Here is a 25,148-nt window from a genome sequence, read left to right on the forward strand (position 1 = left end):
TGGCGGCTCTATTCATCACTCTTCGTTCACGACCGGAATCGACACAGTCACTTTCGTCCCGCGCGGCTCGCGCTCGGCGTAGTCGATGTCGGCGCCGACCGCGGCGGCGCCCCACGCGACGACCCACAGCCCGAGCCCGGAGCCGTGTTCGAGCGCGGTCTCGCGTCCCGACTCGACGGTCTGGATCTCGTGGTCGGGGATGCCCGGACCGTCGTCGGCGACGGTGAGGCGGAACCGAGCTGGCTGATCGTCGGTTCCGGCGTCCCCCGCGCCGTCCGCGCCGCTCCCGCCCTCGCCTCTGTCTTCCCGTTCGAGCGTTACCCGGACCCATGGCCCGGCGTCGTCGCGCTCGACGCCCTCGCCGTCGTGGTGGGTCAGGGCGTTCTCGACGGTGTTGTCCACGACCGCGCGGAGCGCGTCGGCCCTGACGCGGGTGATCCAACTCCGAGCGGTCCCGCCGTCCGCCGCCTCCGCGTCCCGCTCGACGTCCAGTTCGACGCTCGCGCCGGGCTCGCGATCGCGCGCGTCGGCGACGGCGTTCTCGACGAGCTCGTCGACGGCGACCGCGTCCGCCTCGCCGTCGGAGAGGAGCGCCTCCACGGTGCCCGCCTTCTCGCCGAGCGCGGCCAGCGCGCCCGCCCGGCGCTCGATCGCGTCGGCCATCCGGGCCAGCTCCGGGTCCTCTAGGCGGTCGGCGAGCAGCTCGCCGTAGCCGTGGACGACGCCGGCGCCGTTCCGCAGGTTGTGTCGAAGCACGCGGTTCAACACCTCCAGCTGCTGGCGGCGGCGCTCCCGCTCCGTCACGTCGGAGAAGACCACCGTGTAGCCGACGCGGGTCCCGCTGGGGTCGGTCAGGGGCGAGGTCGACACCGCGTACGTCCGGCGCCCCGCGCCGTCGCGGGACTCGACCTCGACGGTCTCGCGGGCACCGCCGGCGTCGACTCCCGTCTCGTCGCCGCTCGCGCCGTCGTCGGCGTCGCCGCTCGCGCCGTCTTCCCCGCCCACGTCGACCGGGAGGCCGAGAAACGCGTCGAGGGGGCGGTCGCGGGCGGCCTCGGCGTCGACGCCGAGCAGCGCCTCGGCCGCGGGGTTGAGTCGGACGACTCGCCCGTCGAGCGCGAGCGCGACGATGGGGTCGGCGAGGTCGTCGATCGCGGTGCGTTCGGCGGCGCGACTGGTCGTCGGGTTCCGGTCGAACATCTCCGCGCGGTTGAACGCGTACGCGTCGAGCAGCACGTGGGGGACGAACATCAGCGGCGCGAGCTGGAGCTGCGGCACCGGGCCGAGCTCCAGCGTCCACGCGACCAAGGCGAACCCCGGCGGCAGCGAACTCAGCGCGACCGCGGCGCTCTCGCGGCGGTAGAGGGGGCCGTAGCTGAGCAGCGTGTCGACGAGGAGGAAGACGGCGCTTGCGACGAGCACCGTCTCGACGGCGACGACGAGGTACGCCCAGGGGCCGAACGCGTACGAGACGGTCGCGACGCCGAACGCGGGGTCGCTCTCGAAGCCGGTCCAGAACGCCCCGTGGAGCGGGTTCGTGGCGAGCAGCGCGGTCGAGAGGAGCCCGAAGCCGACGACCGCCGCGAACAGGCGGCTCCGGACCACGTCGCTCCGTCCGGTGTACTCCAACGCGAAGCCGAGGAAGGCGATCCCGGTCCAGAGGACGCCGAGCCACATCCCGGCCTCCAGGGCCGTCCGGAGGGTCGGGTCCCCGACTAGTAGCCCGACTCCGTAGGAGAGACACCACGTCGCCTGCGCGGCGAACACGCCGAGGAACCAGTCGACGCCGGGGCGACCCCGATGCTCGCGGATCGCCCACGCGAGGCCGAGCGCCCCCGCCCCGCCGGCGAGCGAGCCGACGGCGGGCCACGCGGGGACGAGGTCGAAGACCATGCGTGGGTACGACGGAGAGGCCGGGGGTAAAACTGTCGCGCGGCGGCCGCCGACTCCCCTTCGACCCGACGCAGTCACCCGGTCCGGCGTCGGAACCCCGCGGCGACGGGCACGAGGAGCAGCGCGCCGACGAGGAACGGGGACGCGACGGCGACCGTGTAGAGGACGGCCATCAGGGGCGGTCCCACGGTCCGGCCGAGGCTCGACGCGCCCTGGGTCACCCCGAAGGCGGCCCCCTGTCCCGCGTCGTCGGCCGACGCCGAGACGAGCGTCGCGAGCGAGACGTTCACGAGGGCGTTCCCGAGCGAGAGCGCCGCGAGCGCCAGCAGCAGCGCGACGAGCGGGAGCGTGAGCCACGCCGGGCCGCCGAGAGCGACGTCCCCAGCCGCCCGGTCGACGAGCCCGGTCGTGGGGATCGCGACGAGCGCGACGCCGAGGACGACCGACCCGGCCGCGACGAGCGTCCGCGAGGGGACGACCCGCGAGAGCCGCCCGACGAGGACGCCCTGGTTCACCGCGCCGAGGACGCCGACGTAGGTGAGGAGGAACGCCGCGGCCGTCGCGTCGTAGCCGAACGCGTCGGCGACGTACGGGATGAACATCACCTGCACGCCCGCGAACGCGACGGCGACGACGAAGTACGCGACCGTCAGCGGCCGGAGTGTCGCGGAGGCCAGGGCGTCGCGGAACTGCCCGATCGCGGTTGCCCGTCGGCCCGCGGTCTCGCTCGCGGGCCGAGTCCGGTTCGGCTCTTCGAGGAAGAGGGCCCCCACGCCCACCGCGAGGAAGCTCATCCCCGCCGCCGCGAAGCTCGGGAGGGAGTAGGCGGTGGCCGGGACGAACGCCGGGAGGAGGGCGTCGGCGCGGGCGACCACCGGATCGGCGGCGAGCAGCCCGCCGATCGCCGGCCCGAAGACGAAGCCGAGCGCGAACGACGCGCCGACGAGCCCGAGGGCGCCCGCCCGCCGGTTCCGGGGCGTGATGTCGGCCACGTACGCCTGCGCGGCGGCGATGTTCCCGCCCATCGCCCCGGCGAGCGTCCGGGAGCCGAACAGCGTCGCCAGCGCCGCGACGGGGCCGAAGCGCGCCCCCGCCGCCCCGGCGTAGCCGAACGTCACCCACGCGACGCCGGCGGTCGCCAGCGACGCGAGCAGGACCGGGCGACGCCCGATCCGGTCGGAGAGCCGGCCGAGCGTGGGCGCCGCGAGGAACTGCGCGAGCGAGTACGACGCCGCGAGCAGACCGATGAAGGCGTCGCTGACGCCGAAGGAGCGCACGTAGAAGGGGAGGATCGGGATCACGATCCCGAAGCCGACCAGGTCGATGAACACGACGCCGATCACCACGGCGAGCGCGCGGCGCGGGTTGGCGACGGACGGGGATCGCTCCGGCCCGTCGTCGCCGTCAGCGTCGCCGGCGGCGTCGGCGACCCCGTCGAGGTCGCCCCCGCTCGACGCCGCGCCGGCTTCCGGGTGTGTCACGGTTACGAGAGATCCCCCGGAGGGTTAAATTGGCGCCCGAGCGCGTCGCCGGGTGGGTCAGCCGAGAGTGTCGATTCCGGGCGGGACCGCCGCTACAGGTGTCGCTCGATGACGCGCTTCGCCGATTGGCCCTTTTCCTTCCAGCCGTACCCCTCGTCGTACACGTGGCGCTTGGCGTCGACGAGCTCCTCGGGCGTCGACTCCTCGAAGCCGCCGCGGTCCCACGCGCCGGACTCGCGGAGCCACTCGACGACGTTCTCGCGGGTCTCGGGCCACGAGAGCCCGACCATCTCGTACCACGCCACCATCGCGAAGACGGCGTTGTCGTGGCAGCCGGGGACGGAGCCGTGCTCGTAGACGGTGCGCATGGGGTCGCGGGTCGGCTCCGAGACGCGCTCCTTGAACTCCGCGGCGGTGAGCAGCCGGAGCCGGTCGCCGTCCTCGACGACGCGCTGCTCGCGCGCTAAGGCGTCGAGCGCGGCCTTGTGGAGCCCGCCCCACTCGCCGTGGACCGCCTCGCGGAGCGTGGACTCGGCCATCCCGTCCGGCTCGGCGGTGAGGACGGTCAAGAGGTCCGTGTACGCCTTCTCGATGGTCGGCCAGCTCACGCCCTCGAAGTCGCAGTCGGCGTCGTGGAGGCTGTTGGTCGTCCGACAGCCGGGACACGGGTAGCGGAACGTCGGCACTGGGTGGGAGTGCGCGGCGGCGGGAGTTAGGGTTTTCGCGACGGCCGGCGGGCGCGGACCGCCGGCCGAGTCCGGAGACGCACGGCATTGCCGCTATCGATCACGGCGTTCCGAAACGTTTACTCGCCGGCCGGCCGCGGTTTCAGACGGTATGACAAAAGTCAGCGTCATCGGTGCGGCGGGGACCGTCGGGGCGGCGGCGGGGTACAACCTCGCGCTGCGCGACGTGGTCGACGAGCTCGTGTTCGTCGACATCCCGGACCAGCGCGAGACGACGATCGGGCAGGCGGCCGACACGAACCACGGGATCGCCTACGACTCGAACACGACCGTCCGACAGGGCGAGTACGCGGACACCGCCGGCTCGGACGTCGTCGTGATCACGGCCGGCATCCCCCGGAAGGAGGGGCAGACCCGGATCGACCTGGCCGGCGACAACGCCCCCATCATGGAGGACATCGGCTCCTCCATCGCCGAGCACAACGACGACTTCGTCACCGTCACCACCTCGAACCCGGTGGACCTGCTCAACCGCCACCTGTACGAGGCGGGCGACCGTGACCGCCACAAGGTGGTCGGCTTCGGCGGGCGGCTCGACTCCGCGCGCTTCCGGTACGTCCTCTCCGAGCGCTTCGACGCGCCCGTGCAGAACGTCGAGGCGACGATCCTCGGCGAGCACGGCGACGCGCAGGCGCCCGTCTTCTCGAAGGTACGCGTGAACGGCCGCGACCCGAGCTTCGACGCCGACGAGAAGGAGGAGATCCTCGAAGACCTCCAGGAGTCGGCGATGGACGTGATCAGCCGGAAGGGGGCCACGCAGTGGGGGCCCGCCACCGGCGTCGCGCACACGGTCGAGGCCATCCTGAACGACACCGGCGAGGTGCTCCCCTGCTCGGTCGTGCTCGACGGCGAGTTCGGCTACGAGGACACCGCGCTCGGCGTCCCCGCGAAGCTCGGATCCGACGGCGTCGAGGAGGTCGTCGAGTGGGACCTCGACGAGTATGAGGCCGACCTGCTCGACGAGGCCGCCGAGAAGCTCTCCGAGCAGTACGAGAAGATCGCTTAGAAACCCGTTCGACCTCTCTCGGTCGCCGACGGGGACCGGAATCTCAACGCTCAATTTTCCGTGGTACCGGCCGGAGTTCGCGACAGCGACGAGCGCCTATTTATAAATAAAGCCGCGCGGTGGCGCGCCCCGGTGAGCGGCCCGAAGGGCCGCGAATCGACGGTGCGAGGGAGTCGCGAACGAAGTGAGCGACGAGGCTGGGGAGGCGTGAGGTGCGGTACTGTGCGGGGCGGGACTCAAAGGGGCAGCCGCGAGGGCGACTTACGCTCGCTGCGCTCCTCAGTCGCTCGCGCCGCTCGCTCCTTGCGGTGCTTTCGTCGCCTAAGTCGCCCTCGCGGCTGGGGCTTTGGAGGTGTTCGCCGCGGATTCGGTGCTAAGAACGTATCGCCGAGCGACTGGGGCTTTGGAGGTCTTCACCGCGAAGTCATCGATCACGTATCGCCGAGCGGCTAGGGCTCTGGCGGATACCGCCGCCGATCCGTCCCTGCCCGCTTATAAACAGTCGATTCAGATCTCTCACTCCCCTTATTCCCCGTCGGCGTTCGCGAGGAACTCCACGTCGCCGGCGATGACGGCGCTCGCGATGACTCCGCAACCGACCAGCAGCGCGACGACGAGCGTCGTCAGCGCCACCGAGAGCGCGCCCCCGCCGATCGCGACGCCGACGAACGCGCCGACCGCGCCGCCGACGCCGCCGGCGATGACCGCGAGCGTCTGTGCCTCGCTCATAGCTGTCGGTTTCCCAACACCGGTAATAAACGTTCGCGTCGGGCTCTCACGGGTGATAACGCGTGGCCCGCCTCGCCGCCCGTCGCTTACACCCGGCGCTCAGCGCGGGTAGCGTCGGCCGAGGTCGGGGTCGTTCCCGCCGTCTCGGTCGCTCGCCGACGCCTCGTCGCCTCTCCTCTCGCCGCCGTCTCCGTCACCCGCGGCCTCATCGTCGTCTCCCGGATCGCCGCCCGGGCTCACGCTCCCGGTCCGGTAGCCGGCCATGTCGAGGGTGACGTAGTCGAAGCCAAGGTCGGAGAGGTGCTCGTGGACCGCGTCGGCGAACGCGGGGTCCAGCGCGCGCTCCAACTCGTCCGGCGCGATCTCGACTCGTGCGAGCCCGTCGTGGTCGCGGACGCGGAACCCCTCGAACCCCCACTCGCGGAGCACCCGCTCGGCCTTCTCCACGCGGGTCAGGCGCTCCTCGGTCACCTCCAGCCCGGTCGGGATCCGCGAGGAGAGACACGCCATCGACGGCTTGTCGGCGACCGACAGGCCGTACGCCTCGGCGATCTCGCGGACCTCCCCCTTCGCGATCCCGGCGTCAAGGAGCGGCGAGACCACGTCCAGCTCATCGACCGCGCGCAGGCCGGGGCGGTGTCCCTCGCCGGGGTCGTCGGCGTTCGTCCCGTCGCAGACGGTGCCGATCGCGAGCTCCTCGGCCGTCTCGTACATCCGGCCGAGCCGCATCGTCCGGCAGTGGTAACAGCGGTCGCCGTCGTTGGCGACGAAGTTCGGGTCGTCGAGCTCGGAGAACGTCACGGTCTCGTGGCGGATCCCGATCTCCCCGGCGACCCGTTTCGCGTCGTCGAGCTCCGCGGCCGGCAGCGTCTCGCTCCGCGCCGTGCACGCGACCGCGTCGTCGCCGAGGGCGTCGCGCGCGAGCGCGGCGACGACCGCGGAGTCGACGCCGCCCGAGAAGGCGACGAGGACCCCGTCCCGCTCGGCGAGCGCGTCGCGGGCGGCCGCCGCCTTCGCCGCCGTCTCCGGGTCGAGCGCGTCCCGGTCGGCGGCGAGGGTGTGGTGGCTCATGGCCCCGGTTCGGCGGCGGCGGGAAAAAGCGCGTCGGCCGCGGTCCGCGGGAGTCCGCGGATCGGGATCCCCCTCTCTCCCCGGATCGCGACCCCTCATCCTTTTGCGCGTCGCCGCAATAGCCGCGAGTAGATGGAGCTGGAGGCGATCCCCGGCGTCGGGGCGAAGACGGCCGCCGCGCTGCGCGAGCTCGACGACCCGGTCGGGACCGTCGAGTCGGGCGACGTCGCCGCGATCGCCCGCGCGCCCGGCGTCAACGAGGCCCGCGCGGCCCGCATCGCCCGCGGCGCGATCCGCCGGCGACACGGCGACGACGGCCGGGTGCTGGCGACCGACCGCGCCCGCGAGGTGTACCGGGAGGCGATCGACCTGCTGCGCGAGCGCACCGTCACCGACTACGCCGCCAAGCGCCTGGAGACGTTCTACCCGAGCGCCTCGGCCTCGCGGATCGCGGAGGCGCAGTCGTTCGTCGAGTCGGCGGTCGAGCGCGACCCCGACCCCGCGGTCCGCGAGGCGCTCGCCGGGATCGAACCCCTGACCGACCCGCCGACGGTCCGGGTGCGCGACCGCTGCCTCGCGACCGCCGACGCCGAGACGCTCGCCCGCGCGGAGTCGACGGTCCCCGAGCTCTCGGTCGAGACGGTCGAGGACACTCGGGACGTCTCCGAGCTCGCCCGGTCGTACGCGACCGTGATCGTGCTCGACGAGGAGTTCGCCGGGCTCGACGTCGAGGGCGACGTGCACGTCCGGCCGGACGCCCTCGACGAGCCCGCCGAGACCGTCCCGGAACGGCTGCTCTCCTTCTTCGCCGCGAACCGCGAGCGGCTGGAGGCGGCCGCGGCGGTCCACGAGGCGGCCGCGGCGGCGGGCGACCCCGTCGCCGACGGCGAGCCCGCGGCGGACACGGGCGCCCTCCGCGACGCCCTCGCGCGGCTCGACGACGACGGGACGATCGTCGGGGACGCGGAGCTGGAACGGCTGACCGCCGCCGTCGACGACCTCGACGCCGCCGTGTCGACCGCCGAGTCGGTCGCCGACGACCGGCTCCGAGAGGCGATCCGCGAGCGCGACGTGACGATCGAGGGCACCGACTTCCTCTCGCTCGTCGAGCAGGGCGCCCGCGTCGACTCGCTCCTGGACCGCGAGCTCGCCGACGAGTACGACGAGGCGCTGGCCCGCGCCCGCGAGCACCTCGCGGACGCGCTCCGCTTGGAGCCCGAGGAGGCGGAGCTCGCCGACCGCGTCTTCGGCGGCGACCCCTCGTTCCCGGTCGACCACGACGAGAGCGCGGTCTCGCGGCTCCGGACGGAGCTCTCCGCGGCGCGCGACCGGCGGGCCGCCCGGCTGAAGGCCGAGCTCGCGAGCGACCTCGGCGACCTGCGCGAGCCGGTGGAGGCGCTCGTCCGCGACGCGCTCGAACTCGACGTCGAGCTCGCCGTCGCGCGGTTCGCCGACGACTTCGACTGCGTCATGCCCGACGTCGTCGCCTCCGACTCGTCCGACTCGGGCTTCCGGATCGAGGGGGGCCGCTCGCCGCTCCTCGACGTCGACTTCGCCGACGCCGAGCCGGTCGATTACGCGGTGTCGGGCGCGACGCTCCTCTCCGGGGTCAACTCCGGCGGCAAGACCTCGACGCTCGACCTGGTCGCCTTGGTCGTCGTGCTCGCGCAGATGGGGATGCCAGTCCCCGCCGAGTCGGCGGCGGTCGAGCGCTTCGAGGAGGTCCACTACTACGCGAAGTCGCAGGGCACCCTCGACGCGGGCGCGTTCGAGGCGACGCTTCGCGACTTCGGCGACCTCGTCGAGGGCGCCGACGGCCGGCTCGTCCTCGTCGACGAGCTGGAGTCGATCACGGAGCCCGGCGCCTCCGCGAAGATCATCGCGGGCATCCTGGAGGCGCTCGACGGCCAGGACGCGACCGCCGTCTTCGTCTCGCACCTCGCCCGCGAGATCCGCGACGCCGCCGACTTCGACGTCGCCGTTGACGGGATCGAGGCCGAGGGGCTCGTCGACGGGGAGCTGCGCGTGAACCGGTCGCCGCGGAAGGGCCATCTCGCGCGTTCGACGCCGGAGCTCATCGTGGAGAAGCTCGCGGGCGACCGCGACACCGAGTTCTACGGCGACCTGCTTGAGAAGTTCTGAGTCGCGAGCGCGGCCGCCGCCGACTCCTCCGGCTCGTCGGGCCACACGAGCCGCCACTCGCCGTCGTCGGTCGCGACCAGCCACCGGACCTCGAACCCGCCGTCCTCGGCCCCGTCGTCCGCGACGACCGCCGAGACGACGGCGTTCTCCGCCGCGATCGACTCGACCTCTCCCTCGTCGAGCGAGGCGGCGAGGAAGCCGGAGATCGCCCGGATCCGGTCGGCCGAGACGTCCTCGGCCGCGACCGTCGCGTCCGCGAGCTCCTGTCTGACGGTGCTGTCGAACGCCATCGGGACGTCCTCGGCGAGGCGCGAGAGCGGTGACGCGCCGTGCGCGAGCGCCGCGACGTCGTCCGCGAACGCCTCGCTGTCCTCGCTCCCGCTCGCCCGCCGGTAGTACTCCTCGACGACCGCCACGGAGCCGTCGGGACCGCCGTCGCCGCCGATAGAGGAGCAGCCGGCCGCGAACGCGAGGACCGATACGCCGCCCGCAGAGAGGAACGCTCGGCGTTCCATAGGGGCGTGGCAAGAACTACCAAAACAAAACCCCTTCGCCGGGATTCCGCCCGAGAGAGGCGGAGACGGTGTTTACCTCTCTCACCCTGCCCCGCCCGGATCAGTCGTCGTCCGCGGCCGCCGGCCTCCGGCGGTCGTCGCGCGGTCCCGCGATGTCGACGTCGGGGAGGAGGTCGCGCAGGTACCGTCCGGTGTGCGAGTCGTCGGTCCGAGCGACCGCCTCCGGGGTCCCGCTGGCGACGAGCTCGCCGCCGCCCTCGCCGCCCTCGGGCCCGAGGTCGACGATGCGGTCGGCGTTCTTCACCAGGTCGAGCTCGTGCTCGATGACGACCACCGTGTTGCCGCCGTCGACGAGGCGGTGGAGCACGTCGATGAGCTTGCGCTCGTCCTCCTTGTGGAGCCCCGTCGTCGGCTCGTCGAGCAGGTAGAGCGTGTCGCCGGTCGCCTTCTTCCCGAGCTCCTCGGCGAGCTTCACGCGCTGGGCCTCGCCGCCCGAGAGCGTGGTCGAGGGCTGGCCGAGCTCCATGTAGCCGAGCCCCACGTCCTTCAGGAGCTTCAGGCGGCGCTGGAGCCCCTGGTGGCTCTCGAAGAAGTCGTACGCCTCGTCGACGCTCATGTCGAGCACGTCGGAGATGGTCGCGCCCTTGTACTCCACGTCGAGCGTCTCGTCGTTGTATCGGGCCCCGCCGCACTGCTCGCAGGGGACGTACACGTCCGAGAGGAAGTTCATCTCGATCTTCACGGTCCCCTGACCGCCGCACTCCTCGCAGCGCCCGCCCTTCACGTTGAACGAGAACCGCCCCTTCTCGTAGCCGCGGCGCTTCGAGAGCTTCGTCTCCGCGAACAGCTCCCGGACGTAGTCGAAGACGTCGGTGTACGTCGCCGGGTTCGAGCGCGGCGTCCGGCCGATCGGCGACTGGTCGATGAGCCGCACCGTCTCGATCCCCTCGATCCCCTCGATCGCGTCGTGCTCGCCGGGGTCGACCGAGGTGTTGTCGTTCATCTCGCGGGCGAGACCTTTATAAAGAATGTCGTGGACCAGCGTCGACTTCCCGGAGCCGGAGACGCCGGTGACGGTCGTCAGCGTCCCGAGCGGGATCGACACGTCGAGGTCCTTGAGGTTGTGCTGGCGGGCCCCTCGGACCGTCAGCTCCCCGTCCGGCTCGCGGCGCTCCTCGGGGACCGGAATCTCCTTGCGGCCCGCGAGGTAGTCGGCGGTGACCGACTCGTCGGCCGCCACGATGTCGTCGAAGTCGCCCTGCGCGACGACCTCGCCGCCGCGCTTGCCGGGGCCGGGCCCCATGTCGATGATCTCGTCGGCGCGGCGCATCGTCTCCTCGTCGTGTTCGACGACGACGAGGGTGTTACCCAGATCGCGGAGCCCGGTGAGCGTGTCGAGCAGGCGGTCGTTGTCGCGCTGGTGGAGCCCGATCGACGGCTCGTCCAGGACGTAGAGGACGCCGACGAGCCCCGACCCGACCTGCGTCGCGAGCCGGATGCGCTGGCTCTCGCCGCCCGACAGCGTCGACGCCTCGCGGTCGAGCGTGAGGTACTCCAGGCCGACCTCCTCCATGAAGCCGAGCCGCGCGCGGATCTCCTTGAGGATCTCCTCGGCGATCTTCGTGTCCCGCTCGCCGAGCCGCGCCTCCATCCCCTCGAAGTGCGCGCGGGCGTCGGCGATCGACATCCGGTTCACCTCCGTGATCGGCGTGCCGTCGACGAGGACGTGTCGCGACTGCTCCTTCAGGCGGGTGCCCTCGCACTCCGGGCACGTCGTCACGGCCATGAACTCCTCGATGTGGTCGCGGGCGCGCTCCGAGTCGGTCTCGACGTGGCGACGCTCTAAGTTCGGGATGACCCCCTCGAACCGCTCGGTCTTCTCGCGGGTGCCGTTCTTCGTCGTCCACTCGAAGTGGACGAGGTCGTCGGTACCGTAGAGGAACTGCCGCCGGATCGACTCGTCGAGCTCCTCGAACGGCGTCTCCAGCGAGACGCCGAAGTGATCGGCGACGTTGTCGAGCTGTCGGGAGTAGTAGGTCCGGTCGTAGCTCCACGGCTCGAAGACGTGCTTGAGGGGTTTCGAGGGGTCTTCGACGACGAGGTCCTCGTCGACCTCCTTCGTGGAACCGATCCCCTCGCACTCGGAACAGGCGCCGTACGGGCTGTTGAAGGAGAACGACCGCGTCTCGACCTCGGAGAACTGGAAGTCGGAGTTGGGGTTGCCGAGCTCCTCGGAGAACTCGACGATCAGCCGGTCGTCGCCCTCAGCGTCCTCGGCGAGCGACCCGGTCGAGCGCGTGTTGGAGGCGAACGGCACGTCCTCGGGCGGGTCCGGGACGATCAGCTTGAGCGCGCCCCCGGCCTCCTCCAGCGCGGTCTCGACGGAGTCGGTGATCCGCGAGCGGGCGTCGGGCGACACGGTCACGCGGTCGACGATCACGTCGATCGTGTGGTCGTAGTTCTGGTCGAGCTCGGGCTCGTCGAGCGTCAGGTCGACCGGCTCGCCGTCGACCTCGACGCGGGCGTACCCGTCGCTCACGAGCTCCTCGAACAGCTCCTCGAAGGCGCCCTTCTGGTCGCGGACGACCGGCGCGGCGATCTTCGCGCGGGTCCCCTCCGACAGCTCGAGGATCTGGGCCACCATGTCCTGGGCGGACTGCTCGCCGACCTCCTCGCCGGTGACGGGGTCGTACTGGGTGCCGATCCGGGCGTACAGCAGCCGGAGGTAGTCGTGCAGTTCGGTGACGGTCCCCACGGTCGAGCGGGGGTTGTTCGCGGCGTTCTTCTGGTCGATGGAGATCGCGGGCGAGAGCCCCTCGACCGACTCCACCTGCGGCTTGTCCATCTGCCCGAGGAAGTTCCGGGCGTACGCCGACAGCGACTCGATGTAGCGGCGCTGTCCCTCGGCGTAGACGGTGTCGAACGCGAGCGACGACTTCCCCGACCCGGAGAGCCCGGTGACGACGGTGAACTCCTCGCGCGGGATCCGGACGTCGAGGTCCTTGAGGTTGTGTTCCTCGGCGCCGCGGACCTCGATGTAGTCCTTGCTCATTTCGTCCGCTCATAGCGTGCGCGCGCGGGAATACCCGTCGGTCGCGGCGGTCTCACGCGAAGCGACCGACGGCGTCGCCCGCGCCGATCAGCGGTCGACGACCTTCGAGGGCGGCGAGAGGTTCCGGCGCCCGCCGAACGTGACGAGGAACAGGAGGCCGACGCCGACCCCGTACGCCGCCATCAGCGGGAGCGTCGCGAGGAACATCGTGATCACGTCGGCCGGGGTGAACACCGCCGCGAACAGCATGATCCCGACGGTGACCTCGCGCCAGCGGTTCCGGAACACGCGGTAGGGGACGCCGGCGTTGTTCAGCAGGACCATCGCGATCGGGATGTCGGCGAGGAAGCCGATCCCGATCGTCGTGTAGACGACGAGCCAGAGGAAGTCGCTCACCTGGTAGGTGATCACCATGTCCGCGAGCCGCGCGTCGGTGACGAGCCAGCCGATGAGCCCCGGGGCGATGTAGGCGTAGCCGAGCGCGAAGCCGCCGAGCAGCCCGCCGAGCAGCGCGCCCGCCCAGAGGTACACCTGCCAGATCCGCCCGGCGACGAAGCCGCGGTCGCGGAGCGCCGGCCACGCGTAGTACAGCGCGACCGGGAACACCGCGACGATCCCGAGCAGGATCGAGAACTTCACCATGAAGATCAGCGCCTCGACCGGGTGGAGCGTGATGATGTTGATCCCGCCCTCGATCTCGGCCGGGACGCGCGATTCGAGGTCGCTCCGCACCGTCGCCAGCCCGCCGAGGTACAGCCACGTGAACGCGGCCGCCATCACGCCGCCGAACACCACGAGCAGGACGAACGACTTCGAGCGCAGCGAGTCGAAGATGAACCGGAGGTCCTTGTAGTAGCCGCCGATGTCGTCCTCGGCTTCCTCCTCCTCGCCGTCGGTGAGCTCGGAGAGGAACGTCGAGCTCGCGCGGGAGGTCCGGTCCTGCACCGCGCCCATCACCCCGCCCTGGCCGCCGGAGCCGCCGGCCCCGCCCGATCCGGTCGCGCTCGCGTCGGCGCTTTCCTCGCCGCTTCCGTCCCCTCCCTCGTGCACCTCGTCGAAGCGGTCGAGGATCGCCTGCGCCTTCTCCGGGTCGTCGTCGTCGATGGCGCCCTGCGCGAGCGCGAGCGACTCCTCCTCGCCCATCTCCGCGAAGGCGTCGTCGGGGGCGGCCCGGACGCCCGCGGCGTCGAGCTCGCTCACGTCGATGGCGGCCGGGTCGCCGTACTGATACCCCGCGCTCGTCGTGTCGAGGTCGGCGTAGACGGCCCACAGCGTCGCGACGACGACGAAGATCAGCGCCCAGACGGCGGCGTAGATCCCGGCGCCGGTCGCGGGGTCGACGCCGAGTCCGGCGCCCGGTTCGAGGAACCGCCAGTCGCTGTTCGCGAGCCGGAGGAGGTCGTTGAGGAGCGTCCGCCCGCCGTACTCGTAGAAGGCGTAGACCAGGCCGCCGCCGAGGACGGCCGCGCCGCCGACGACGTTCCAGTGGTTCCGCGCCGCGCCGAGCACGTCGATGCGGTCGGAGCTCCGCTGGGCCGTCACGACGAGCTTCGCGAGGTAGAGGCTGAAGCCGTAGAGGGCGATCAGCGGGAACGCCCACATCAGCTGCGTGAACGGGTCCGGCGGCGAGAACACCGCGCCGAAGACGAAGATGGCGACGACCGCGTAGCGCCACTTGTCGCGGAACGTCTCGTACTGGACGATCCCGGAGTACGAGAGCCCGGTGATGAGGAGGGGCATCTGGCCGGCAAGTCCGAACGACAGCGAGAGGAAGACGATGAACTCCGTCCACATCACGATGGAGTAGGTGGGCTGGATCCCGGCCTCCAGCCCGAAGCCGGCCAAGAAGGAGAACATGATCGGGAAGAAGGCGTAGACGCCGTAGCCGACGCCGACACTGAACAGGCCGCCGCCGAGAAGCCCGATCCCCGCGAGCTTCCAGCGCGGGATCGGCGACTGCGGCCACATGCCCCGGGCGCGGAGCTCGCCGCGGGAGACGTAGATCAGCGGCGGGACCGCGACGATCGCGCCGACGATCAGCCCGATCTTCGCCTGCAGGAGGATCACCTCGAACGGGGTGGTGGCGATGACGTCGGTCTCGGCGGCGACCGCAGGGGACATATTCGACTCCGTGACGGCCCTGAGCCGGTCCCAGACGTACACGCGGAGCGCCCAGAACGTCGCGAGGAAGCCCAGCAGGAAGACGACGAACACCTTCTGGAGGTCCTTCTGGATCGACCGGAGGAACGCCTTCGCCGACTCGCGGCCCGCCGCGAGCGACTGCTGGGTGTCCTCGTCGAGGGCACTCGCCATACGGGAGTGGAAGTCCGTCCCCGTTATCAACCTTTTCGACACGCTCCGCGGGCGCCGCGCGCCCCGATCCGTCGCCGCTATCCGAAAAGGCCTATAGTCGCCCGGTCGCGATGGTGAACCGAATGGACGACTCGGACCGGTCGCGCGACGAGCCATCACCCCCCGAGGAGGACTCTGTCGCCGACGACGCCGCCCCCGACGGCGATGCCGACGCGGGCGACGAGTCCACCGAAGACGGGCACCCGTCCGTCGAGTCCGAGGTCTCTCCGGAAGTCACGCCCGAGGTCGACGGCTCCGCGGATCGCTCGGGCGACGCTGACGAGTCGCCCGACGCGACCGATGCTGACGATGCGGACGACGGGGACGGTGCGACCGAGACCGGCGACGCGAGCGACGTCTTCGATGTCCACGATCCCGAGACGGCGGACGCCGACGCGTCCGCCGAGAGCCTCGGCGACGGCGGAACGCCGGCGACGGTCGGCGACCCGACCGCCGGAACGGTCGATGACGCGACGGTCGTCGATGACGGCGCCGACGACTCCTTCGAGGGGCTGGAGGCGCCGGAGTCGGACGAGGAGATGCCGCTCGCGGCCCACATCGAGGAGATGATGCGGCGGCTCGCGGTCGTCTTCCTCTTCGGCGGGCTCGCGACGCTCGTCGTCGTGACCGAGTCGACGGAGCTCATCAACTACTTCTGGAGCTACCACATCCCCGCGCCGCTGGAGAACCGCCCGCGGCTGTACGGCCCCCTCGAACTCCCGCTCACGCGCCTGAAGGTCGCCGGACTCGCGGGCGTCGTCGTCGGGCTCCCGGCGTTCGTCTACCAGACGTACCGGTTCATGAAGCCCGGTCTCTACGAGAACGAGCGCCGCTACTACCTCGCGGCGGTCCCGACGAGCCTAATCTTAGGCGGGATCGGCATCGCCTTCGCGCACTTCCTCGTGTTGCCCGCGATCTTCTCCTATTTCACCACTTACACCTCCGACGCCGCGACGATCGCCTTCGGGCTCGCGGAGACGTTCAACCTCATCGTCATCATGCTCGCGTTCATGGCGATCGTCTTCCAGATCCCGCTGTTCATCATGCTCGCGATCATGATGAACCTCGTCACTCGCCAGTGGCTGGAGGCGAAGCGGCTGCTGTTCTGGGGGGCGTTCCTCGGGATCGCGTTCCTGTTCAGCCCCGACCCGACCGGGATGGCGCCGATCATCGTGACGCTCACCATGATCGCGTTGTACGAGGGGACGCTGGCGATACTGCGCTGGACCGGCAACTAGATCCGGTCTCTGTCGGTTGTTTATACGCGGTTACCCCCGGACCGCTGGCGAACACTTCCAACGCCCCAGCCGCTCGGCTAGACGCGGTTGATTCCGGATCGTCGGTGAGCACCTCCAAAGCCCCAGCCGCGAGGACTCGCGCGGCTCGGTGCGCTCCTCAGTCACTCACTCCGTTCGCTCCTTGCGGTGCTTCCTCCGCCGTGCTTCGTCCTCGCGACTGCCCCTCTGAGTCCCACCCGGCCGCACAGCACCGCAGCCTCACGCCTCCCCAGCCTCGTCGGCCGGCCTCCGCTTCGCTCCGGCCGCCCGACTCCCTCGCGCGTGCTGCTCGGCCGCGGGGCGGCCTCGCAGGCACGCGCCGCCGCTCCGTCGATACACATTTGTCGGTAGCGAAGCGAGCGGGTCGGCATGGTCCTCGGTCTCCTCGTTCCGGCCGCCGTCTCGTTCGTGTTCGCCGCCGTCGCGGCGTACGTGGGCGCCCTCCGGGCGCTGGAAGTCTACTTCGACCCGTCGCAGGACAGCGTCTTCCTCATAGACGACCGCGACCCGCCGCGGCGGCGTCAGTGAGGCGATAGCACCCGCGGCGCGTCGCCCGTCATTCCCCGCCGAGTAGTTCGACGAGCAGCGCGTTCTGGGCGTGCATCCGATTTTCCGCTTGGTCCCAGACGAGCGCGCGATCGGATTCGAGCACGTCGTCCGTGACCTCCTCGCCGCGGTGCGCGGGGAGGCAGTGCATCACCTTCGCGTCGGTGCCGGTGAGCAGCTCCTGATTCACCTGGAACCCGTCGAAGGCGGCGATCTTCTCCTCGCGCTGGTCCTCCTGTCCCATCGAGATCCACACGTCGGTGTAAACGACGTCGGCGCCCTCGATCGCGGCCTCGGGGTCCGTCGTCGGTTCCACGTCCGCCCCGAACTCGGCGGCGCGGTCGAAGACGGCCGGGTCCATCCCGTAGTCGGCGGGCGTGGCCACCGAGACGTCGATCCCGGCCATCGCCGCACCGACGACGAACGACTGTCCGACGTTGTTGCCGTCGCCGACCCACGCGACCGTCGCGTCCTCGCCGACCGTCTCGCGGATCGTGAGGAGGTCGGCGAGCGTCTGGCAGGGGTGCGCCTCGTCCGTGAGCCCGTTGATCACGGGGCAGTCGGCGTACTCGGCGAGGACCTCGACGTCCTCGTGGTCGAACAGTCTGGCCATCACCCCGTCGACGTACCGACCGAGGACGCGCGCGGTGTCCTTCAGCGGCTCCCCGTGCCCGAGCTGGATGTCGTCGGGGCCGAGGAACATCGCGTGGCCGCCGAGCCGCGTCATCCCCGTCTCGAAGGAGACGCGGGTGCGCGTCGACGGCTTCTCGAAGATCATCCCGAGCGTCGCGTCGCCCAGTCGAGGGTCCGTCTCGCCCGCCTTCATCGCGGCGGCGCGGTCGAGCAGGGCGTCCAGTTCGGCGGGCGTCACGTCGTCGATGTCGAGGAAGTCGTCGGTGGCGAGTGGCATCGTGTGTGTGAGTGTGGTGCGCGGTGTGGTTCGAGAACAGGTGCGTGGCGGGATAGTTGGTGAAACGATGCGCTACAGTCGCCCGCGGCAGACGTCGGTCAGGACGGTCACGGCGCGGTCGAGCTCGGAGAGCGGGAGCCGCTCGTCCGGCGCGTGGTCTAAGTCGGAGTTCCCGGGACCGTAGGTGACCATCGGGCAGTCCCACGCGGCCGCGAAGAGGTTCATGTCGCTCGTCCCCGTCTTCCGGAGCAGCCGCACGTCGCCGCCGGCGCCCCGGATCGCGACGCGGAACGCCCGCGCGAGGTCGGTCCGCGGGCTCTCCATCACGGGCGGCATCGGGTCGCCCCAGTGGACCGAGCCGGTCGACAGCTCCGCCTCCGCGAGTTCGTGGACCTCGTCGACCGGGCGGGAGGGCGGGATCCGCAGCTGGACCTCCATCGTCGTCTCCACGGCGAGCCCGTCGTCGCTCAGCCCGCCGTCGATCGAGATCGGCTTGGTCGTCACCTGATCGAACACCGCGGTCTCCGCGTCCTCCGGCGTGAACGCCTCTTCGACGCCGTGCCACCAGTCGATCGCGTGCTGGATCGCGTTCGGCTCCGGCCGCGAGGAGTGGCCCGACTCGCTCGTGTTCACGTACGTCCCCTCCAGCAGGCCGCGGTAGCCGAGGGTGATCCCCCGCCAGCCCGACGGCTCGCCGTTGATCACCGCCTCGGGCGCGTCGCGGTCGTCGATGAGGTGCCGCGCGCCGGCGGAGTCGACCTCCTCGCGGACGACGCCGGCGAAGGAGACGCCCGTCTTCACCGCCGCGACCGCCATCGCGACGAGCGGGCCGGTCGCGTCGACCGCTCCGCGGCCCCACAGCACCGGCTCGCCGGGCTCGCCGACGCGGACCTCCGACGGGTCCGGCAGCTCGCCCTCGGGCGGCGCCGAGCGCACCTCGACCGGGATGTCGCCCGGGACGGTATCGATGTGAGAGGTCAGGAGGAAGGCGTCGTCGGCGGGCGCGCGGACGTTCCCGCCCCCGTCGATCCACGCCTCCCGGCCGTTGGCCTCGAAGAAGTCGACGAGGCGCTCGGCGGCCCGCTCCTCCTCGCCGGACGGCGACGGGATCGACACCATGTCGTACAGCAGCTTCCGAGCCGGCGTGTCGCAGGCCGCGGGGTAGCCGCCCCCGGCGACGACGTCGGTGCCGGCGGGCGACGATTCGCGCTCCGATCCCTCGCTCGCTTCGGCCTCCCCCTCGCGCTCCTTTCCGGCCGCCATCACCCGATCACCTCGGCGAGGGCGTCGACCACGGCGTCGGCGTGCTCGCGCTCGATCGTCAGCGGCGGGAGCAGGCGCACCACGGTGCGGCCAGCCGGCAGCGCGAGGATCCGGTGGTCGATCGCGAGGTCCCGGAGCAGCCGGTTCGAGCCGCGCTTCACCTCGATCCCGATCATCAGCCCGTCGCCGCGCACGTCGCGGACGTCGTCGCCGAGGCGCTCCTCGACGCGTCCGCGGAGGTACGCGCCGACCTCGTCGGCGTGCTCCGGGAGCGCCTCGCGCTCGATGACGTCAAGGGTGGCCCCGGCGGCCGCGGAGACGACCGGTCCGCCCGAGAACGTCGACCCGTGGTTCCCGGCGTCCTCCGCGATCCAGTCGCGACACAGCGTCGCCCCGATCGGGAGCCCGCTGCCGAGCCCCTTCGCGGTCGTGAGGATGTCGGGGACCACGTCGTGGCGGTCGGCCGCCCACAGGTCGCCGGTGCGGCCGAGCCCGGTCTGGATCTCGTCGAGGACGAGCGCCGCGCCGGACGTCGCCGTCGCGACGCGAACCGCCTGGAGGTAATCGGTCGAGACGGGGTTGATCCCGCCCTCGCCCTGGAGGGGCTCGATGATGACCGCCGCGGTCTCCTCGTCGACCGCCTCGCGCATCGCGTCGGCGTCGCCGTACTCGACGAACTCCACGCCGCCCGCGAGCGGCTCGAACCCCCGCTTGTACTTCTGCTTCCAGGTGGTCGCGAGCGACCCCATCGTGCGGCCGTGGAACCCCTGTTTCGTCGCCACGATCTTCTCGCGACCCGTGGCGTGCCGGGCGAACTTCAGCGCGGCCTCGTTGGCCTCGGTGCCGGAGTTACAGAGCCAGACGTTGTCGACGTCGACGGGGCCGACCTCGGCGAGCCGCTCGTACAGCGCCGTCCGCGCCGCGTGCGGGTACGACGCCTGCACGTACATGAGCTCCTCCAGCTGGCTCGTCGCGGCGTCGACGACCTCGGGGTGGCAGTGGCCCACCGGCGTACAGGCGTAGCTCGCGCCGAAGTCGAGGTACTCGGTGCCGTTCGTATCGGTGACGTAGACGCCGTCGCCCGAGGCGATCTCGATCGGCTTCTCCGAGAAGACGAAGCCGCTCACGCGGTCTCACCCCCCGTTTCGGCCGCCGCATCGTCTCCGTCTCCAGTCGCGTCGTCGCCGTCGCCGTCCGCGTCGTCGCCGTCCGCGTCGTCCCCGAGCGCCGACCGCTCGACCGTCGTCCCCGCGCCGCCGAGGGCGGCGACGATCGGGTCGCGGACGTTGGCGTCCGCGATCACGACGCGACCGGAGCCGCCGGAGAGCGCCTCTTCGGCGGCCATCACCTTCTTGCCCATGAACCCCTCGGCGGCGTCCTCGACCGCCGCGAGCTCGTCGGGCGTCGCCGCCGACTCGATCAGCGTGTCGGGGTCGTCCGGGTCGGCGTAGACGCCGGCCACGTCCGTGAGGAGGACGAGATCGGCGCCGAGCGCGCCGGCGACCGCGGCGGCCGCCCGGTCCGCGTCGGTGTTGACGGGCGTGACGCCGCCGTCGCCCTCTTTCCCCTCCATCGGCGGCGAGACGACGGGGGTGTAGCCGTCGGCGAGGAGTCCGGAGAGCAGGTCGGCGTTCACCGACTCGATCCGGCCGGAGTGCTCGCCGCGGCGGATCTTCTTCTTGCCGTCTTCGACCACGCGGATCGCCGACTTGCGGGGCCCCGAGAGGAGCCCGCCGTCGACGCCGCTCAGCCCGACCGCGTCGACCCCGGCCTCGCGGAACCCCGCCGTCAGCTCGGTGTTGAGCTTGCCGGCCATCGCCATCGTGAACGCCTCCATCGTCTCGGCGTCGGTGAACCGGCCCGCGACGCCGGAGGCGGACTCGACGTACTCGGGCTCCATGCCGAGCCGCTCGATGACCTCGTCGACGACCGTCGAGCCGCCGTGGACGACGACGACCCGCCGCCCGTTGGCGGCGAGGTGGGCCACGTCGCCGACCGCGCCGGCGGGGTCGACCGCCTTCGCGCCGCCGACCTTGACGACGACCGGAGGCTCGTCGGCGGCCGTCCCACCGTCAGCGGCCGCCTCGCCGGAGTCGGCCAGTCCCTCGCTCATGGCGATCCCACCGGGTGGAGCCCGTCGAACTCGAGGCCGGCGGTCTCGGGCAGCCCGAGCGCGACGTTCGCCGCGTGGACCGCCTGTCCGGCGGAGCCCTTGGTCATGTTGTCTATCGCCGAGAAGACGACGACACGCCGGTTTCCGGGGTCGAGCTCGAAGCCGACCTCGCCGTGGTTCGTGCCGGCGACCGACTTCGGCTCGGGGTAGCGGTAGACGCCGCCCCCGCCGGAGACAATCCGCATGAACGGCTCGTCGGCATAGGCGTCGCGGTACGCCCCCCACAGGTCCCCCTTCGAGACCGGCTCGTCTGGGAAGACGTGGCAGGTCGCGCTCGCGCCGCGCACCATGTCGACCGCGTGAACGGTGAAAGAGACGGAGAGGCCGAGGTACGCCTCGATCTCCGCCTCGTGGCGGTGGCCGGTCGGGGCGTACGGGCGCACGACGCCCGAGCGCTCCGGGTGCGAGGAGGCCGCGCCGCCGCCGGCGCCCCCCTCCGAGGAGCCGACCTTCACGTCGACGACGACCTCGCCCGCGTCGAGGCCGAGCGCGCCCGCGTCGACCAGCGGCTTGAGGCCGAGGATCGTCGCGGTCGCGTTGCAGCCGCCGCCCGCGATCAGGTCGGCGCCGGGGAGGTTCTCGCGGTTGATCTCGGGGAGCGCGTACTCGGCGCGTTCGAGGTACTCCGGCGACATGTGGCCGTCGTACCACTCGTCGTAGGCGTCGGCCTCGGGGAGCCGGAAGTCGGCCGAGAGGTCGACGACGGTGTCGGCGGCCTCGAAGAACTCGTCGATCCGGCCCATCGAGACGCCGTGGGGCGTCGCCGCGAACAGCACGTCGACCGACTCGAGGTCGTCGGGGTCCGAGAAGCGCAGGTCCAGCCCGCGCAGGTTCGGGTGCGACCGCCCGACGGTCATGTTGTCGGCCGACCGCGAGGTGGCCTGAACGACCTCGAACTCCGGGTGGCCGGCGAGGATCCGCAGCAGCTCGCCGCCGGTGAAGCCGGTGCCGCCGACGACGCTCGTGGTGTACGTCTCGTCGGGCGTCGCGGCTCCGCCCGCGGCCGCGGCCGACGCGTCGGACTCCGCGGTCATGCGGTCACCTCCTCGCCGTTCGCCGCCGCGGCCGCCTTCGCCTCCAGCCAGTCGACGACCTCAGCGGGCACGTTGACGTCGGTGGCCGAATCGAGCGCCTTGAACTCGACCGTGTGGTTCACCTCGTGGACGGTGTACTCGCCGGAGTCGGTGCCGCCCACCTCCATCAGGTCGACGCCGAGCATCCCGCCGCCGACCGCGTTTGAGGCGCGCTCGACAAGCTCGAGGGCGCGGTCGTCGAGCTCGAACGACTCCGTCTCGCCGCCCTTCGCGGCGTTCGTGAGCCAGTGGTCGGACGAGCGCGTCATCGCGGCGACCGGCTCGCCGTCGACCGCCAGCGCGCGGATGTCGCGGCCGGGCTTGTCGACGAACTCTTGGACGTAAAACACCTTGTGCTCGTAGTGGCCGAGCGTCTCCTTGTGCTCTAAGATCGCCTCGGCGGCGTCGCGGGTGTCGATCTTCGCCATCAGCCGGCCCCACGAGCCGACGACGGGCTTGAGCACGCAGGGATAGCCGAACGACTCGATCGCCTCCAGCGCGGTCTCCTTCGTGAACGCGACCTCGGTCGCCGGGGTCGGGATATCCGCCTCGGCGAGCGCGAGCGAGTTCTTCGCCTTGTCGGCGCAGACGTCGCCCGTCTCCGGGGAGTTCACCACGGGAACGCCGTAGCTGTCGAGGAACTTCGTCGCGTACAGCGACCGGCTCGTCGACAGGCAGCGGTCGACGACGAGGTCGAGGTCCGCGACGTTCGCCGTCGTCGACTCCAGGCCGAACCGCTCCTTGCGGACGTCGATCTTCTCGACCTCGTGGCCCCGGTCGCGGAGCTCGCTCAACAGCAGCTTCTCGTCCTTCCGGATCCGGGAGTAGAGGACCCCTACCCGCATGTTGACCACTCTGGAGTCGCGGACGCGGCGATCGTCGACATCTACTCGCCCCAGTCCTCCTCGAGCTCGGGGGCCTCCTCCAACACGACGGGGTCCAGCGAGATGACCTCCAGCTCGGTCCCGGTGACCGGACTGTCGATGATCTCGCCGACTTCGACGTCGGCCGGAAGCTCGATCTCCTCGCCCGTGATCGGGTCCTCTGCCAGCAGCGTGTCGGTGTCGCTCGTCATCGTGAGAGACAGTCGTCCTCGAATAGGCATAAAGGCTTCGAACTTATTGGATAGTTTACATAAAACGGATCGGTCGCTAACGGAAGCATTTCGTCGAAATCGAACCGTATCGAGATCGGATGTCAGATCTCGGTAGTAACTGCGTCCCCCTACGGGGACGGTCGTCGGCGTCGGTCGGGTCGGCCTCGATCCGGCCGGGACCGATCGGGTCGACGCCGACCGAGTCGACGCCGGGCCAACCGGCGTCGCGGCTCAGACATAGCGCTCGACCTCCGCGTGCAGGGTCTCGCGCGCGTCGGCGAGCGCGTCGCGCTCGGCCGCCAGCGCGTCGCGGTCGCCCTCGATCCCGGCCTCGACGCCGCCGAGCTCGTCGCCGACCGCCTCGGGGGCGGGTCCGCCGGCCGAGTCGCGGCTCGCGACGCTTTCGGCCGGGTCGAGCGCCGACTCCACGTCCTCGCGGCTCACGTACGTCGAGAGGGGCTCGCCCGTGACCTTTCGAGCGGCCTCGTCAACTTTTGCGGCCGCCGCGGCCGGCGAGTCGTCGTCGGAGACGGTCTCGGCCGCGGTCGCGACGATCTCGTGTGCGGACCGGAACGGCATCCCGCCCATCGCGAGCAGGTCGGCGACACCGGTCGCCGTCGCAAAGCCCTCGCCCGCGGCGTCCGCGAGCGCGGCCTCGTCCCAGTCGGCGGTCGCGACCGCGCCCGCGGCGACCTCCGTCGCCTCGCGCACGTCGTCGGCGACCGCGAACACGCCCGCGTGGGCGCGTTGGAGGTCGCGGTTGTACGCCCGGGGTAGCCCCTTGAGGAGGCTCAGCGTGCCCGTCGCCTCGCCGATCGCGTCGCCCGCGACGCCGCGGGTCAGCTCCAGCGTGTCCGGGTTCTTCTTCTGGGGCATGATCGAGGAGGTGGACGAGTACGCGTCCGACAGCTCCACGAACCCCTTGTTCGAGAAGACGATTAGGTCCTCCGCGAGCCCCGACAGCGTCGTCGCGAGCGTCGCGCACGCGGTCGCTCCCTCGGCGAGGAAGTCGCGCGCCGACGCCGCGTCCGTCGAGTTCCGAACCGTGCCGTCGAACCCGAGCAGCTCGGCCGTCCGGTCGCGGTCGATGTCGAAGGGCGTCCCCGCGAACGCGGCCGCGCCGAGCGGCGACCGATTGACCCGGTCGTACGCGCCGAGCAGGCGCTCGGTGTCGCGCGCGACCCCGCCCTCGTACGACAGCAGGTAGTGCGCGACCGTCGTCGGCTGGGCCGGCTGGAGGTGGGTGTAGCCGGGCATCACGGTCTCCGCGTGCTCGCTCGCGACCTCGACGAGCGCCTCGCGGAGCGCGACCGTGGCCTCGGCGGCCGCGAGCAGGTCCTCGCGCAGGCGGTACCGGATGCAGGTCGCGACCTCGTCGTTTCGCGAGCGGGCGGTGTGCATCCGACCGCCGTCCGGCCCGATCCGGTCGATGACGGCCGTCTCGATCGCCTCGTGAACGTCCTCGCCGTCGGGGAGCGAGCCGTGGCCCGCGGCCTCAACGTCGTCGAGCGCCGCGAGGATCTCGCCCGCGACCGCGCCGTCGACGATCCCCTGCTCGGCGAGCATCACCGTGTGCGCGCGGTCGACCGCGAGGTCGGCCTCGAAGATCGCCGCGTCGGCGGCGAGGCTCGACAGGAACTCGCGGGCGGGGCCGCCGCTGAAGCGGTCGCGGCGGACGGCCGTGCCGGGATCGTCGTCGGTCATTTATTTGGACTCGTCGTCGGTTCCGCTCCCGTCAGTGGCCAGTTCGGGCTTCGACACCGCCGCCTTCACGTCGTTGGCGAGGCGCTCCTGGAGCCCGTGGTACTTCGCGACGCCCGTGG

Annotated in this window: 20 protein-coding genes; 4 read left to right on the top strand and 16 right to left on the bottom strand. The window is 71.5% G+C overall.

What is annotated here, in order from left to right:
* Positions 1 to 15 precede the first annotated feature (15 nt).
* The 3 genes from SD626R_RS01710 to SD626R_RS01720 form a co-directional block, all read right to left on the bottom strand.
* Positions 16 to 1,893: a histidine kinase N-terminal 7TM domain-containing protein gene (locus SD626R_RS01710; RefSeq protein ID WP_092562628.1), complete on the bottom strand. Its 1,878-nt coding sequence runs from the start codon at positions 1,891 to 1,893 to the stop codon at positions 16 to 18.
* A 74-nt stretch (positions 1,894 to 1,967) separates the two neighbouring features.
* Positions 1,968 to 3,374: an MFS transporter gene (locus SD626R_RS01715; RefSeq protein ID WP_092562631.1), complete on the bottom strand. Its 1,407-nt coding sequence runs from the start codon at positions 3,372 to 3,374 to the stop codon at positions 1,968 to 1,970.
* Positions 3,375 to 3,466: 92 nt separating this feature from the next.
* On the bottom strand, positions 3,467 to 4,060 hold the full coding sequence (locus tag SD626R_RS01720) for a DUF7474 family protein (protein WP_092562634.1): 594 nt from the start codon (positions 4,058 to 4,060) through the stop codon (positions 3,467 to 3,469).
* Positions 4,061 to 4,211: 151 nt separating this feature from the next.
* On the opposite strand from SD626R_RS01720, the gene mdh reads away from it, so the two are divergent.
* The gene (gene mdh, locus SD626R_RS01725; RefSeq protein WP_092562644.1) at positions 4,212 to 5,126 is read left to right on the top strand and encodes a malate dehydrogenase; all 915 of its coding nucleotides are present in this window, start codon (positions 4,212 to 4,214) and stop codon (positions 5,124 to 5,126) included.
* Between the two features lie 525 nt (positions 5,127 to 5,651).
* On the opposite strand, the gene SD626R_RS01730 is transcribed toward mdh, so the two are convergent.
* Positions 5,652 to 5,855: a hypothetical protein gene (locus tag SD626R_RS01730; protein WP_092562647.1), complete on the bottom strand. Its 204-nt coding sequence runs from the start codon at positions 5,853 to 5,855 to the stop codon at positions 5,652 to 5,654.
* Between the two features lie 99 nt (positions 5,856 to 5,954).
* Positions 5,955 to 6,926, bottom strand: a complete 972-nt coding sequence (gene larE / locus SD626R_RS01735; RefSeq protein ID WP_092562650.1) for an ATP-dependent sacrificial sulfur transferase LarE — start codon at positions 6,924 to 6,926, stop codon at positions 5,955 to 5,957.
* A gap of 132 nt (positions 6,927 to 7,058) precedes the next feature.
* On the opposite strand from larE, the gene SD626R_RS01740 reads away from it, so the two are divergent.
* The gene (locus tag SD626R_RS01740; protein WP_092562653.1) at positions 7,059 to 9,068 is read left to right on the top strand and encodes a MutS-related protein; all 2,010 of its coding nucleotides are present in this window, start codon (positions 7,059 to 7,061) and stop codon (positions 9,066 to 9,068) included.
* Here the strand turns inward: SD626R_RS01740 and SD626R_RS01745 are convergent.
* The 3 genes from SD626R_RS01745 to SD626R_RS01755 all read right to left on the bottom strand — a co-directional run bounded on the left by SD626R_RS01745 (position 9,041) and on the right by SD626R_RS01755 (position 14,948).
* A complete protein-coding gene (locus tag SD626R_RS01745) occupies positions 9,041 to 9,583 on the bottom strand; it encodes a hypothetical protein (protein ID WP_092562656.1) in 543 nt (180 codons plus the stop codon). The genes SD626R_RS01740 and SD626R_RS01745 overlap by 28 nt on opposite strands.
* Before the next feature lie 100 nt (positions 9,584 to 9,683).
* Positions 9,684 to 12,635, bottom strand: a complete 2,952-nt coding sequence (gene uvrA / locus SD626R_RS01750) for an excinuclease ABC subunit UvrA (RefSeq protein ID WP_092562659.1) — start codon at positions 12,633 to 12,635, stop codon at positions 9,684 to 9,686.
* Positions 12,636 to 12,722: 87 nt separating this feature from the next.
* On the bottom strand, positions 12,723 to 14,948 hold the full coding sequence (locus tag SD626R_RS01755) for a twin-arginine translocase subunit TatC (RefSeq protein ID WP_092562663.1): 2,226 nt from the start codon (positions 14,946 to 14,948) through the stop codon (positions 12,723 to 12,725).
* Positions 14,949 to 15,070: 122 nt separating this feature from the next.
* On the opposite strand from SD626R_RS01755, the gene SD626R_RS01760 reads away from it, so the two are divergent.
* Together SD626R_RS01760 and SD626R_RS16645 are read left to right on the top strand one after the other, a co-directional pair.
* Positions 15,071 to 16,225, top strand: a complete 1,155-nt coding sequence (locus SD626R_RS01760; RefSeq protein WP_092562667.1) for a twin-arginine translocase subunit TatC — start codon at positions 15,071 to 15,073, stop codon at positions 16,223 to 16,225.
* 408 nt (positions 16,226 to 16,633) lie between these two features.
* Complete coding sequence (locus SD626R_RS16645; RefSeq protein ID WP_176697246.1) at positions 16,634 to 16,792, top strand: hypothetical protein; 159 nt, start codon at positions 16,634 to 16,636, stop codon at positions 16,790 to 16,792.
* A 28-nt stretch (positions 16,793 to 16,820) separates the two neighbouring features.
* On the opposite strand, the gene argF is transcribed toward SD626R_RS16645, so the two are convergent.
* The 8 genes from argF to argH form a co-directional block, all read right to left on the bottom strand.
* The gene (argF, locus tag SD626R_RS01765) at positions 16,821 to 17,720 is read right to left on the bottom strand and encodes an ornithine carbamoyltransferase (RefSeq protein WP_092562670.1); all 900 of its coding nucleotides are present in this window, start codon (positions 17,718 to 17,720) and stop codon (positions 16,821 to 16,823) included.
* Positions 17,721 to 17,792: 72 nt separating this feature from the next.
* Positions 17,793 to 18,983, bottom strand: a complete 1,191-nt coding sequence (locus SD626R_RS01770; RefSeq protein ID WP_092562674.1) for a [LysW]-lysine hydrolase — start codon at positions 18,981 to 18,983, stop codon at positions 17,793 to 17,795.
* Positions 18,983 to 20,110 carry an aspartate aminotransferase family protein gene (locus tag SD626R_RS01775; RefSeq protein WP_092562677.1) on the bottom strand — a complete coding sequence of 376 codons (1,128 nt, stop codon included), beginning with the start codon at positions 20,108 to 20,110 and terminating at the stop codon, positions 18,983 to 18,985. Before SD626R_RS01775 ends, SD626R_RS01770 begins: the two co-directional genes overlap by 1 nt.
* Positions 20,107 to 21,096 carry an acetylglutamate/acetylaminoadipate kinase gene (locus SD626R_RS01780; protein ID WP_092562680.1) on the bottom strand — a complete coding sequence of 330 codons (990 nt, stop codon included), beginning with the start codon at positions 21,094 to 21,096 and terminating at the stop codon, positions 20,107 to 20,109. Before SD626R_RS01780 ends, SD626R_RS01775 begins: the two co-directional genes overlap by 4 nt.
* On the bottom strand, positions 21,093 to 22,190 hold the full coding sequence (gene argC, locus SD626R_RS01785; RefSeq protein ID WP_092562683.1) for an N-acetyl-gamma-glutamyl-phosphate reductase: 1,098 nt from the start codon (positions 22,188 to 22,190) through the stop codon (positions 21,093 to 21,095). The genes SD626R_RS01780 and argC overlap by 4 nt, the downstream gene beginning before the upstream one ends.
* Positions 22,187 to 23,074: a lysine biosynthesis protein LysX gene (lysX, locus tag SD626R_RS01790; RefSeq protein ID WP_092562699.1), complete on the bottom strand. Its 888-nt coding sequence runs from the start codon at positions 23,072 to 23,074 to the stop codon at positions 22,187 to 22,189. The genes argC and lysX overlap by 4 nt, the downstream gene beginning before the upstream one ends.
* Before the next feature lie 41 nt (positions 23,075 to 23,115).
* Positions 23,116 to 23,304, bottom strand: coding sequence for a lysine biosynthesis protein LysW (gene lysW / locus SD626R_RS01795; RefSeq protein ID WP_092562686.1), 189 nt, complete (start codon positions 23,302 to 23,304; stop codon positions 23,116 to 23,118).
* Between the two features lie 252 nt (positions 23,305 to 23,556).
* Positions 23,557 to 25,029 carry an argininosuccinate lyase gene (gene argH / locus SD626R_RS01800; protein ID WP_092562689.1) on the bottom strand — a complete coding sequence of 491 codons (1,473 nt, stop codon included), beginning with the start codon at positions 25,027 to 25,029 and terminating at the stop codon, positions 23,557 to 23,559.
* Between the last annotated feature and the right edge of the window lie 119 nt (positions 25,030 to 25,148).

The organism is Halorubrum sp. SD626R, from assembly GCF_001261915.1.
Taxonomy (GTDB): Archaea; Halobacteriota; Halobacteria; order Halobacteriales; family Haloferacaceae; genus Halorubrum.